Annotated in this window: 8 protein-coding genes and 8 tRNA genes; 15 read left to right on the forward strand and 1 reads right to left on the reverse strand. The window is 42.9% G+C overall.

The features are described 5' to 3' along the window. Positions 1-31 precede the first annotated feature (31 nt). The 8 genes from RGE70_RS06250 (at position 32) to RGE70_RS06285 (ending at position 1444) form a co-directional block, all read left to right on the forward strand. Positions 32-107 (forward strand) — tRNA-Glu (locus RGE70_RS06250). A gap of 102 nt (positions 108-209) precedes the next feature. After that, a tRNA-Glu gene (locus RGE70_RS06255) sits at positions 210-285 on the forward strand. Positions 286-387: 102 nt separating this feature from the next. Continuing rightward, positions 388-463: transfer RNA gene (locus RGE70_RS06260), tRNA-Glu, on the forward strand. A 241-nt stretch (positions 464-704) separates the two neighbouring features. Next, positions 705-780: transfer RNA gene (locus RGE70_RS06265), tRNA-Glu, on the forward strand. A 102-nt stretch (positions 781-882) separates the two neighbouring features. Next, a tRNA-Glu gene (locus tag RGE70_RS06270) sits at positions 883-958 on the forward strand. A 102-nt stretch (positions 959-1060) separates the two neighbouring features. Further along, a tRNA-Glu gene (locus RGE70_RS06275) sits at positions 1061-1136 on the forward strand. Positions 1137-1238: 102 nt separating this feature from the next. Continuing rightward, positions 1239-1314 (forward strand) — tRNA-Glu (locus RGE70_RS06280). A gap of 54 nt (positions 1315-1368) precedes the next feature. Then, positions 1369-1444, forward strand: a tRNA-Ala gene (locus RGE70_RS06285). 213 nt (positions 1445-1657) lie between these two features. On the opposite strand, the gene RGE70_RS06290 is transcribed toward RGE70_RS06285, so the two are convergent. Further along, complete coding sequence (locus RGE70_RS06290; RefSeq protein WP_310470651.1) at positions 1658-3487, reverse strand: ABC transporter ATP-binding protein; 1830 nt, start codon at positions 3485-3487, stop codon at positions 1658-1660. A gap of 176 nt (positions 3488-3663) precedes the next feature. Between RGE70_RS06290 and RGE70_RS06295 the strand changes: the two genes are divergently transcribed. From RGE70_RS06295 to sstT, 7 genes are all read left to right on the forward strand, one after another. After that, complete coding sequence (locus tag RGE70_RS06295; RefSeq protein ID WP_310470652.1) at positions 3664-5184, forward strand: Ada metal-binding domain-containing protein; 1521 nt, start codon at positions 3664-3666, stop codon at positions 5182-5184. Further along, on the forward strand, positions 5181-5711 hold the full coding sequence (locus RGE70_RS06300; RefSeq protein ID WP_310470653.1) for a methylated-DNA--[protein]-cysteine S-methyltransferase: 531 nt from the start codon (positions 5181-5183) through the stop codon (positions 5709-5711). The genes RGE70_RS06295 and RGE70_RS06300 overlap by 4 nt, the downstream gene beginning before the upstream one ends. A gap of 146 nt (positions 5712-5857) precedes the next feature. After that, positions 5858-7162 (forward strand): DEAD/DEAH box helicase, encoded by a 1305-nt coding sequence (locus tag RGE70_RS06305; RefSeq protein ID WP_310472937.1) that lies wholly within the window; start codon positions 5858-5860, stop codon positions 7160-7162. Positions 7163-7213: 51 nt separating this feature from the next. Beyond that, positions 7214-7684: a phosphatase domain-containing protein gene (locus RGE70_RS06310; RefSeq protein WP_310470654.1), complete on the forward strand. Its 471-nt coding sequence runs from the start codon at positions 7214-7216 to the stop codon at positions 7682-7684. A gap of 27 nt (positions 7685-7711) precedes the next feature. Next, entirely contained in the window at positions 7712-9262 is a 1551-nt protein-coding gene (locus RGE70_RS06315; protein ID WP_310470655.1) for a phospholipase D family protein, read from the forward strand. A gap of 73 nt (positions 9263-9335) precedes the next feature. Beyond that, positions 9336-10238, forward strand: a complete 903-nt coding sequence (locus RGE70_RS06320) for a chemotaxis protein (protein WP_310470656.1) — start codon at positions 9336-9338, stop codon at positions 10236-10238. 189 nt (positions 10239-10427) lie between these two features. After that, positions 10428-11642: a serine/threonine transporter SstT gene (sstT, locus tag RGE70_RS06325; RefSeq protein WP_310470657.1), complete on the forward strand. Its 1215-nt coding sequence runs from the start codon at positions 10428-10430 to the stop codon at positions 11640-11642. Positions 11643-11644 lie beyond the last annotated feature (2 nt).

Genomic DNA, 11644 nt, shown 5'->3' on the forward strand with positions numbered 1-11644 from the left:
TTCACTCTTTGCAGAGTCTAATGCAGTCCGGGTCCCCTTCGTCTAGAGGCCTAGGACACCGCCCTTTCACGGCGGTAACAGGGGTTCGAATCCCCTAGGGGATACCACTATTTAAAAATAACGAGATCTCGGTCTGGTTATTAAGCGTTAAACCTTAGCCTACAGGGTTTAATGAGTATTCACTCTTTGCAGAGTCTAATGCAGTCCGGGTCCCCTTCGTCTAGAGGCCTAGGACACCGCCCTTTCACGGCGGTAACAGGGGTTCGAATCCCCTAGGGGATACCACTATTTAAAAATAACGAGATTTTGGTCTGGTTATTAAGCGTTAAACCTTAGCCTACAGGGTTTAATGAGTATTCACTCTTTGCAGAGTCTAATGCAGTCCGGGTCCCCTTCGTCTAGAGGCCTAGGACACCGCCCTTTCACGGCGGTAACAGGGGTTCGAATCCCCTAGGGGATACCACTATTTAAAAATAACGAGATTTTGGTCTGGTTATTAAGCGTTAAACCTTAGCCTACAGGGTTTAATGAGTATTCACTCTTTGCAGAGTCTAATGCAGTCCGGGTCCCCTTCGTATTAAAGAAGAGAGCGCCTAGGACACCGCGCTATTTTTATAAAAGTAGCACGGCGGTTTCACTTTAATAGCCTTCTAAAGTGTTACTTATAGGTCTTCGTTATATTAGAAGTAAAACAATATGTCCGGGTCCCCTTCGTCTAGAGGCCTAGGACACCGCCCTTTCACGGCGGTAACAGGGGTTCGAATCCCCTAGGGGATACCACTATTTAAAAATAACGAGATTTTGGTCTGGTTATCAAGCGTTAAACCTTAGCCTACAGGGTTTGATGAGTATTCACTCTTTGCAGAGTCTAATGCAGTCCGGGTCCCCTTCGTCTAGAGGCCTAGGACACCGCCCTTTCACGGCGGTAACAGGGGTTCGAATCCCCTAGGGGATACCACTATTTAAAAATAACGAGACTTTGGTCTAGTTATCAAGCGTTAAACCTTAGCCTACAGGGTTTAATGAGTATTCACTCTTTGCAGAGTCTAATGCAGTCCGGGTCCCCTTCGTCTAGAGGCCTAGGACACCGCCCTTTCACGGCGGTAACAGGGGTTCGAATCCCCTAGGGGATACCACTATTTAAAAATAACGAGATTTTGGTCTAGTTATCAAGCGTTAAACCTTAGCCTACAGGGTTTAATGAGTATTCACTCTTTGCAGAGTCTAATGCAGTCCGGGTCCCCTTCGTCTAGAGGCCTAGGACACCGCCCTTTCACGGCGGTAACAGGGGTTCGAATCCCCTAGGGGATACCACTTTTTTACTCGAAAGAGTAAGCTTACTGATTAAATTCGGTAATCCAGTAATATGGGGCCTTAGCTCAGCTGGGAGAGCGCAACACTGGCAGTGTTGAGGTCAGCGGTTCGATCCCGCTAGGCTCCACCATCTTTACCATTCATTTGGTAGATGCATTAAACCACCTTAGGGTGGTTTTTTTGTATTTGTAATTTGAGGATTTGGTTGATTAGAATTGACCACCATTAATTATGGATGAACACCTCCTAGAGTATTAACAGCAATGCAGTTAATACTCATTAAAATGAGAGTGCTGAATGTCTACCATTAACTGATCTAAAAGTAGTGAATATTTATACTTGCTTAGTCTACACCTAGGTATCCACCAGTTTGATGAAACCAAAGCTGGGCGTAGATCCCATTAGATTGGATCAGTTCTTGATGGGTGCCTTGTTCAACAATTTCACCTTCATCGATAACGATTAACCGATCCATTGCGGCAATGGTTGATAAACGGTGCGCGATCGCGATTACAGTTTTACCTTCCATCAGCTTGTACAAGCTTTGCTGAATGGCAGCTTCGACTTCTGAATCAAGTGCAGATGTGGCTTCATCAAGTAACAAAATCGGTGCGTTTTTCAAAAGTACCCGTGCAATCGCTATTCGTTGACGTTGGCCGCCAGACAACTTTACTCCACGCTCTCCTACTTGGGCATCGAGCCCTGTGTTGCCTTCTGAATCGCTGAGCTCTTGTATAAATTCATAGGCTTGTGACTGTTTAATGGCATCTTCTAGTGCTTGCTTTGATGCACCGGGGTTACCGTAAAGAATATTTTCCCTTATTGAGCGGTGGAGCAGGGAGGTATCTTGTGTAACCATTCCAATATGTGCTCGTAGAGAGTCTTGGCAGACTTGGCTAATGTCTTGATCATCAATGAGGATCTTACCGGATTCAACATCATGAAAGCGCATTAGCAAGTTTACCAACGTTGATTTACCAGCACCGGAGCGGCCGACTAAACCAATTTTTTCGCCTGCTTTAATGTTGAGTGCTAAATGGTTAATAACCCCTAATTTTTCACCATAGTGAAAACATACGTCGTTAAAATCAATATCGCCTCTATTGACGGTTAACAAAGGAGCGTTATCTACATCGGTGATTTCTGTTGGTTTAGCTAAAGTATTCATGCCATCAGCAACAGTACCAATGTTTTCAAATAATGAACTGATTTCCCACATTATCCATTGCGACATTCCATTAAGGCGGAGCGATAAGCTAATTGCGATGGCAATAGCTCCGACGGAGATAGCGCTATCACGCCATAGCCAAATCGAAACTGCTGCAATACTAAACGCTAATAGGTAGTTGATAAACTGCACGCTGACAGTTATAGCCGTGACGAGTCGCATTTGCTTATAAACGGTATGTAAAAACGTTTGCATGCTGCCTTTGGCGTATTCAGCTTCTTTTTTAGTATGAGAGAATAGTTTTACGGTCGCAATATTGGTATAGCTATCGACAATCCGCCCCGTCATAATTGAACGGGCATCAGCCTGCTCTGTCGATACTTTTTTTAGTTGAGGTAAATACTTAAGCTGGAGTGCTATGTAGATGAGTAACCAAATCAGCATTGGAAGCATTAATCGTAGATCAGCTTTAGCAATCATTACCAACATTGATGTGAAATACACCAAAATGTAGACTAAAACATCAAGCAACTTGGTTACAGTTTCTCGCACTGCTAACGACGTTTGCATGACTTTCGTGGCAATTCGTCCAGCAAAATCATTTTGATAAAAAGACACGCTTTGTTTTAGTAAATACCGGTGAGCAAGCCAACGAATAGACATGGGGTAATTGCCTAATAGCCCTTGATAGACAATTAATGCATGAACTAAAACCAATACAGGGATAAAGACCAGCACTAGCAGTGTCATCCACAGTAGTTTGGGGCCTTCATTTTTAAAGAGTGTTTCGGGATCATTTTTAATCAATAGATCAACCAAGTCACCCATATATCCAAATAACGATACCTCTAAAATGGCAAGCAGCGCTGTTACCATTGACATGATAACTAACGGTACTTCAAACCCTTTAGTGTAATGCCGACAAAAAGCATAGATGCCTTTAGGTGGTTGCTCAGGCTCTGCCGGAGAAAGAGCATCTACCCAAGATTCAAATCGTTTAAACATGTGATAACTCTATCATTGGTCAATAGTTGCAAAAATGTTGCTTACGTGAGTTAGCATACTCGGAATTGAACCATTTTGGTAAACATTATCCTTTCGCATGCAGTTCCGTTTTCCGCTAGTGATCGAGCTTTTACTTAGCTAAGATGAATTAACGCAAAAATAACATTGAGATCTTGATGCTCACTCATAACTGTATGCTGGACAGTGAGATTTGCCATAAGGCACGATTGGCACGTGATGCTAGGTTTGATGGATTATTTTTTACCGGTGTCATCACCACAGGCATATTTTGTCGCAGTATTTGTCCCGCTGTAAGCCCGAAAGAGCACAATGTGCGCTACTTTGATTCGCCCTTACAAGCAACAATGGCGGGTTTACGGCCTTGTTTACGCTGTCGTCCCGATAGCGCGCCGGGATCATTTGCTTGGAAAGGCGTTGGCGCAACCCTAGAAAGGGCTATCGGATTAATCGATGGTGGTGTGCTTAATGGTCCGGATGCCATCAGTATTGAGCAATTATCAGTGCGACTGGGAGTAAGTAGTCGCTATCTTCGAAAGCTATTTCTAGAGGGGGTTGGCACCTCTATTAAGCAATATACACAGTTCCGACAGTTGATGTTTGCTAAGCAACTACTACATCAAACAGAGTTAAGTATTACACAAGTGGGACTCGCTGCTGGCTTTAACAGTGTTCGCCGTTTTAATGAAGTGTTTAAGCAGGTGTTAAAGTTAACGCCGTCTATGTTTAGACAGCAAGTCGCAGTTAAGCAATTAAGTGACAACATGCCAATCGCGAACCGTGAACTTGCGTCAGCAGTAATCCAGCCGGTGACTTTAAACGTAGAGCTTTATTATCGCCCCCCTTTGGCTTGGCAACAACAGCATGATTTCTATCAACTTAGAGCTGTGAGGTATATGGAATGGTTAGACGGTCCAAATCACTACGGACGCAGCTTTAGTCTTAATGGAGTGAATGGGTACTTTGATGCTGAACATCACCAAGCGCGCAACAGTTTTAAAGTCAATGTGGCTCTTGAAGACGAGCGAGGCTTGGTTGAATTACACAACATCATTAATAATATTAAAAGAGTGTTGGATCTGAATGCCAATATGCAGGCCGTAGAGCAAGTATTGTTGTCACTCGCTCCCTTACAAAACCACATAATTACAGGGTTAAGGTTACCTGGCACGTGGTCAACATTTGAAGCCGGTTGCAGAGCGGTTTTAGGGCAGCAAGTTAGTATTGTACAAGCTACAAAATTATTGAATCAGTTAGTGCTCGCCTACGGTGAACCCCGTACTATTGCCGGAAAACGTGTATTACTATTTCCCCACCCGACAGTGGTTGCACAAGCCAGTTTGAGTGAGCTTAAAATGCCAGGTGCTAGAAAGTTAGCGCTTAATGCGTTAGGCGCATTTGTTGCAAACAATCCTAATGCCGATCTAGCAAAGTGGCTTTCTATTAAAGGAATAGGCCCTTGGACGGTATCCTATGCACAGATGCGGGGGGCGAGGCAACCTGACGTGTTATTGTGTGGTGATTTAGTGGTAAAAAAACGTGTTATAAAACTATATCAAAATACAGATGCTTCAAAGGCTGAACTTGCCATTGATTATAGTGCGCTGACGAAAGAGATCGCTGATACTGTAAGCCCTTGGGGCAGCTACTTAACTTTTCAGTTGTGGAATTTACAATGAATCATTTACTACCATTAGCAAAGCTGAACTTTGTGACTGAAACGGGTGTTATTTCGCTTTGTGCTAATGCCGCTGGCATTTCCCATCTCTATTATTTACCCCAGGCTGGTGATGATTGGCAAAGCCGAGAATTATCACTTACAGAGACTGCTGACCAAGTGCAATTAGCACACGCTAAGCAGCACCTTTTACAGGCTAAACAAGAGTTACTCGAATATTTCGCTGGTCAACGGCAACAATTTTGCGTTCCTTTAGCACCAAAAGGGACGCCGTTTCAGCAGCAAGTTTGGCAAGCGTTAAGCCAGTTAGATTATGGGCAAACTTGCAGTTACGCAGATATCGCACATAAAATCGGTCGGCCTAAGGCGGTAAGGGCGGTTGGAACCGCTAATGGGGCGAATCCTATCGCTGTTATTGTACCTTGCCACCGTGTGATTGGAAAAAACGGCGCATTAACGGGTTACGCCTATGGCGTAGCACTAAAGCAAAAATTGTTAGAAATTGAAGGGATACACAGATTTAAATAATACCTCACATGATATTTGCTCGTAGTCAATATTCAAAAGTAGTATTTGGGATCAAACAAAAAGCTTTTGGGGCAATATTAGCGTAATATAGCGGCCTTATTTTTGATTAGGTCACGCCCGTACATATGACTCAGCCAGATCCAACAATGAAAGCCGCTTTAACCTCAGTGGATAAAGCCGTCAATAACCCTAGCTTTGCGGATTTAGGGTTGATCCCTGAGCTGTTAGCAACGCTTGAGACATTGGATTATCAGTCTCCTACCGCTATTCAGCAAAGCACCATACCAGCCGTTATTGCTGGCAATGATGTGCTTGGCGGTGCGATCACCGGTTCTGGTAAAACAGCAGCATTTGCTCTGCCAATAATTCAGTTACTGGCTACATCATCAAAGCAAGGTAAACAGGCTAACTCTGTTACTAGCTTAATACTTGTTCCAACACGTGAATTGGCGCAGCAAGTGGCAGATAGCTTTATGCGCTATGCGCAAAATATTAAGCCTAATCTAAAAGTACTTGCTGTTTACGGTGGTGTTTCTACTAATACGCAGATGCAAAGTCTACGCGGTGGGACCGACATCCTGGTGGCCACCCCAGGGCGCTTACTCGACTTAATTTCAAGCAATGCACTTAAGTTAGACAAAGTGAGCACGTTGGTACTTGATGAAGCTGATCGCATGTTGAGCTTAGGCTTTACCGATGAGTTAAATGCTTTACTCGAAAAAATGCCTGCTAAAAAGCAAACTCTCATGTTTTCAGCGACGTTCCCTGAAGAAGTCAGTTTGTTGACCCAATCATTACTCAACAACCCTGTTGAAGTTCAACTGCAAAGTAAAGAAGAAAAAACGCTGGTACAACGCGTTATGACGGTTAACCGTAACCGTAAAACTCCTTTGTTAGTCCAACTCATTAAAGATAATGACTGGCAGCAGATTTTGATTTTTGCTAGCGCCAAATATACATGTAATCGTTTAGCTCAAAAGCTTGATAATGCAGGGATTACAGCGGAAATATTTCACAGCGATAAGGGCCAAGGCGCACGAACCCGTGTACTTGATGGCTTTAAACGTGGCGAAATCCGAGTACTTATTGCCACCGATATTGCAGCGCGTGGTATCGATATTGAAAAACTCCCAATTGTGATTAACTACGAATTGCCTCGTAGCCCGGCCGACTACATGCACCGCATTGGCCGGAGTGGTCGTGCAGGTGAAGCGGGCTTAGCACTATCACTTATTTCTCATGATGAGTATCAGCACTTCAAAGTGATTGAGAAAAAGAATAAATTACGTCTTGAACGTGAACAGTATGCAGGTTTTGAAGCCGATAAAGAGGCACCTGAAGATTGTCCGTCACGTGATCTAAAACCTTTACCTAAACCTGCTGGCACCGGTAAAAAACACCGTAACAAATTGCCTAAGGCCAACAAAGAACTTTGGTCTAAAGGTAAGTAACGACTATCAATCTCACTTCGTTTAACACTAATTGATTATTTAGGATAAAGAATGCAACACCTCTTTTGGTTAGTAGAAGGACAAATTGCAGGACGCAGTGGCCCAAATAAAGACAGTTGGAACTTGTCAGAGTTGAAAGAAGCAGGCATCGACGCCATTCTTTCTGTTAATAATGGAGAATCATGTGAAGAGCCTGATTTTTCAAACGTTGGAATAGACTATCAATGTATTCCTTTTTCACGTAATGCCCCCCCACAAGCGGGTGATCTTGAATATTGTGTTGAGCAAGTCCCTAAGGCTCTGGCGTATATTCGCGAATGTGAAGCTCAAAATAAAACAGTACTCATTCATTGTCGCTCAGGTAAAGATAGAACGGGTTTAATCATGGCATATTACTTAATGACAAATGGCGCTGCGCCTTTGCATGCAGTAAGCCAAGTTAGAGCCATTCGAGATGTAGCTTTTAGTGCAGATGGTTGGGATCAATTTGCATTTGATGTGCTTTATGCGTTACAAGAATAGGTACTCGTTAATAACAGAATCTATTTAATGAAAGCAGCCGGATCCGTTAAGCTTTTATTTTCAAAAAAATTGTTACTCTGCGCAGCCTTAGTATTTCTTTTTGGCTGCCAGAGTACTCCGCAATATCCAGACAAAACACCAACCTATGCGTTTAAGCAGCAGACTCAGTCAGCGCTATTTCAATCTCTCAAAGCAGACCTTGAAACCCATTCAGGTCTAACCGGTGTGGTGCCATTAAGTGATGGAGTTGATGCGTTAATTGCAAGACTGGCATTGGTTAAGGCAGCAACTTCGAGTATTGACTTACAATATTATATCTATCGTGCTGATGAATCTGGCAAACTACTACTGTGGCATTTGCTTGAGGCCGCTGAACGGGGTGTAAGAGTTAGGCTTTTACTTGATGATATGGCATTAAAAGGGGCTGATAATAGCCTAGTGATGTTAGTGAGCCATCACAATATTGATGTGCGTCTATATAATCCGTCTTTTGAACGACATTTTCGAACGCTGGCTTTTATTAACCATTTCTCTCGTTTGAACCATCGTATGCACAATAAATCGCTAACTATCGATAATACGTTAACGGTTGTGGGTGGGCGCAACATTGGTAATGAGTATTTTTCAAATAATGCAGATGTTGATTTTGGCGACTTTGATTTAGTTGCTGTCGGCGATGTGGTTAATGAGGTGTCACAACAGTTTGACCTTTATTGGAATGCGGATCTGACTGTTGATATCAATGCGCTAACAGATATACAAATCACCACATTGCAATTAGCCGAAGCTAAAGTGGAGGTTGAGCAGTATAAATTGCAGCACAGTGATAGCGCTTATATTAAGCGACTGCTTAGCAGCCAATTAATCGCTCAAATAGAAGATCAAACTTTGCCTTGGTATTGGGGCAAGGCACAGCTTGTTTATGACCAACCAGATAAACAGCACCACCAGTCAGAAACAGACAATATTTTAGCCGATTTAAGTCTATTTTTAGCGCAAGCTAAACGAGATGTCATTATTGTCTCTCCCTATTTTGTGCCGACTCGTGCAGGAGCTGCAAGCCTAATAAAAGCGGTTGAAAGCGGACTTGAAGTGACCGTTATAACCAATAGTCTTGCTGCCACCGATGTACTTGCTGTGCATGCCGGCTACCGTACTTACCGGCAGCAATTGTTGGAAGCAGGAGTCAAGCTCTACGAGGTTAAAGCTGATCTTGAGCTTAGCAAGCGTAATGGCAGTAGCTGGAGTGGCAGTTCTAAAAGTAGTTTACATGCTAAAACATTTATTATTGATAGCTCAGCCATATTTGTTGGGTCGTTTAACTTTGATCCCCGCTCTGCATGGCTGAACACTGAGATGGGTCTCATTATTAAGAACCAAACATTAGCAACGGGTGTGTTTAACGGTATTACGGATAACTTAGTCAGTAAAACGTATCGGTTATCGGTCCTGGATGATGAGGTGGTTTGGCATAATGACGAGACTCAACAGGTGATGTTTTCTGAACCCGATAGTGGATTGTGGCGACAGTTTTTAGTTGACTGTATCGCATTGTTGCCTATTGAATCGCAGCTTTAATTGAGTGTTAGATTCTATTGCGGTACAGTTTATTAAGTACATTGATGGGTATATATAAAGAGATGGCAATTTAATGAAAAGTAAGGCAAAACAGTCCCAAGGACTTTTATTATTTAAGCTATCGCATACTCAGTTATTTGCACTGGGCACATTGAAAGTGAGAGAGCTAGTCCCTTATACCCCTTTGAATGCTATCCCGCATTCTCATCCAACTATTTTAGGCGCCGCAACGATTAGGGGCGCAACTATTCCTATCGTTGACATGGCTGCAGCGGTGGGTTTTCGCCCCATAACGGACCAAGAGCTTGAAAGTAGCTACATCATTATTACTGATTGCCAGCGTATGGTGATTGGCTTTTTAGTTCGTTCTATCGATAAAATCATAGAGTGTGATTGGCGTGACATTGAGTCTCCACCTAATAACTTAGGTAAGAATGCATTTTTGACTGGGGTGACGCGTATTGAGCAACAATTGGTGCAATTGCTTGATGTTGAATTGTTATTGTCTAAAGTGTTTCCTGCTAGCCCAGAAACGTTGAGAGCAATTTTAACAGATGTGCAGCGAGAGCGATTAAAACCAATGAATATATTATTGGTTGATGACTCCATGGTTGCCCGAAAGCAACTGTCGGATGCGCTTGATAGTATTAACATACCTTACCAAGTTACTGCCGATGGCCAAGATGCTTTAACAATTATGAAGCAATGTGAACAACGTGGCCAAGCAATTGATATTTTAGTGAGTGACATCGAAATGCCGGGCCTTGATGGTTATGAATTGGCATTTGAAGTTAAAAATAATCCGGCTATTGCGGATGCATACATTATCTTACATACCTCATTATCGAGTGAAATAAGTGTCAGTCAAGCTCATCAAGTTGGTGCGAACGAAGCGCTGACCAAGTTTGATGCCCACGAACTTATAGACGCTATGTTGCGAGGCGCTAATACAGTAAACGCTATCGTTAATGTTTAGTAGCATGTTAGCAAGATGCTGCATGAGGGTAATATAACAGACTAAATGCCTGACAAAGGTAGACAACTATGGTCGCATCCGATAAAAACACTATTGAAGGAAGATGAAATTTATTTTAGGTTTCAGTTTTAACTGCAAACCCATAAATCAAATTGATACATACTAAAAATTATAATCACAGGTTAAGTAATGAATCATAAAACATCACTGTTGTCGAAGTTAGTCAATGGCAGTTTGGTACTACAAATCCTCGCCGGCATAGTTGCTGGTGTTGTATTAGCGACAGTTTCTAAAAGTGGCGCAGAAAGTGTTGCCTTTTTAGGGGAGCTGTTCGTTGGTGCGCTAAAAGCAATCGCGCCTATCTTGGTGTTTATTCTTGTTGCCGCTTCGATAGCGAATCAAAAAAAGAATGCTAAAACCAATATGCGCCCAATAGTGGTGCTTTATCTGCTTGGTACTTTTTGCGCTGCGTTAACCGCAGTATTAATGAGCTTTGCATTTCCGACCACACTGATCTTAGTTGCCGGTGCAGAAGGCGCGACACCGCCAGAAGGGATTGGTGAAGTGATTAATACATTGTTGTTCAAAGTGGTTGATAACCCAGTTAATGCCTTAATGACGGGTAACTACATTGGTATTTTAGCTTGGGGCGTGGGTCTTGGTATTGCTTTACACCATGCGAGTGACACCACCAAGCAAGTGTTTGCTGACATTAGCCACGGTGTTTCGCAAATGGTGCGCTTTATCATCCGTCTTGCACCTATTGGTATTTTTGGTTTAGTGTCGACAACATTTGCAGCAACAGGTTTTACAGCTATTGCAGGCTATGCTCAATTACTTGCGGTACTTCTGGGGGCGATGGCGATTATCGCTTTAATCGTTAACCCTGCAATTGTTTACTTTAAAATTCGTCGTAATCCATACCCGTTAGTGTTCACTTGCTTACGTGAAAGTGGAATTACTGCATTTTTCACTCGTTCAAGTGCTGCGAACATTCCAGTGAATATGGCATTGTGTAAAAAGTTAGATTTGCATGAAGACACCTATTCGGTTTCTATCCCGCTTGGTGCAACCATTAATATGGGTGGTGCGGCGATTACTATTACGGTATTAACACTTGCTGCAGTCAACACGTTAGGCGTTCAAGTTGATATCCTGACCGCAATATTATTAAGTGTAGTTGCAGCCGTTTCGGCTTGTGGTGCATCAGGTGTTGCTGGCGGTTCACTGTTATTGATCCCACTCGCTTGTAGCTTGTTTGGGATCTCCAATGATGTTGCAATGCAAGTGGTTGCTGTTGGCTTTATTATTGGCGTCATTCAAGATTCTGCTGAAACTGGTTTAAATAGTTCGACTGACGTTATCTTTACTGCCGCAGCATGCGAAGCTGCCGAAAGAAAATAACG

The sequence above is a fragment of the Shewanella youngdeokensis genome, assembly GCF_033180165.1.
GTDB lineage: Bacteria > Pseudomonadota > Gammaproteobacteria > Enterobacterales > Shewanellaceae > Shewanella > Shewanella youngdeokensis.

What these genes read in the sequence shown, in the direction of transcription:
- sstT (WP_310470657.1), top strand. Translation starts at nt 10,428, where the DNA reads ATGAATCATAAAACATCACTGTTGTCGAAGTTAGTCAATGGCAGTTTG.
- RGE70_RS06305 (WP_310472937.1), top strand. Translation starts at nt 5,858, where the DNA reads ATGAAAGCCGCTTTAACCTCAGTGGATAAAGCCGTCAATAACCCTAGC.
- RGE70_RS06310 (WP_310470654.1), top strand. Translation starts at nt 7,214, where the DNA reads ATGCAACACCTCTTTTGGTTAGTAGAAGGACAAATTGCAGGACGCAGT.
- RGE70_RS06320 (WP_310470656.1), top strand. Translation starts at nt 9,336, where the DNA reads ATGAAAAGTAAGGCAAAACAGTCCCAAGGACTTTTATTATTTAAGCTA.
- RGE70_RS06290 (WP_310470651.1), bottom strand. Translation starts at nt 3,487, where the DNA reads ATGTTTAAACGATTTGAATCTTGGGTAGATGCTCTTTCTCCGGCAGAG.
- RGE70_RS06295 (WP_310470652.1), top strand. Translation starts at nt 3,664, where the DNA reads ATGCTCACTCATAACTGTATGCTGGACAGTGAGATTTGCCATAAGGCA.
- RGE70_RS06315 (WP_310470655.1), top strand. Translation starts at nt 7,712, where the DNA reads ATGAAAGCAGCCGGATCCGTTAAGCTTTTATTTTCAAAAAAATTGTTA.
- RGE70_RS06300 (WP_310470653.1), top strand. Translation starts at nt 5,181, where the DNA reads ATGAATCATTTACTACCATTAGCAAAGCTGAACTTTGTGACTGAAACG.